Origin of the sequence: Streptococcus suis (assembly GCF_002960445.1) — a bacterium.
GTDB lineage: Bacteria > Bacillota > Bacilli > Lactobacillales > Streptococcaceae > Streptococcus > Streptococcus hyiners.
This window is the reverse complement of record NZ_POJD01000176.1, coordinates 1-380: the sequence shown is the minus strand read 5'-3', so window position 1 is coordinate 380 and position 380 is coordinate 1. Positions and strand designations below refer to the sequence as shown.

The window sequence follows — 380 nt, the reverse complement described above, 5'->3', positions numbered from 1 at the left end:
AATCTGTCGCCAAGTCAGCTGGACGCATGAGGACTTGAACCCCAGTTGTTTCACAAATTTCCTTGTAAACCTCTGAATCAGTACTGACATATATATTTTCTTTCTTAAAACATCCAGACTCAATCGCAGCTCGAATGGTATGGAAAATCATCGGTACACCATCTAAAAATAACATGTTTTTATTTGGTAAACCTTTTGATCCTGACCGAGCAGGAATCAGACAAATTGGTTCCATCAATTCACCTATTTAATCTTTCTAGCAGGTACACCAACATAGGTCCCTGACTCCGTCAACGATTTCAAAACAACTGTCCCTGCCCCCAATGTTGTATAAGGTGCAATCTCGATACATTGAATCACTGTTGAACCACTTCCAATAT

The 380-nt window shown here is 39.7% G+C and carries 1 protein-coding gene and 1 pseudogene; both read right to left on the bottom strand.

The annotated features are described in order from the left end of the window. Positions 1–235, bottom strand: a 235-nt coding sequence (locus tag C1G53_RS07370; protein WP_419579791.1) for a cytidylyltransferase domain-containing protein, incomplete at its 3' end; no start/stop codon positions are given. Positions 236–243: 8 nt separating this feature from the next. Next, positions 244–380, bottom strand: a pseudogene (locus C1G53_RS07365) (NeuD protein); the annotation flags it as partial.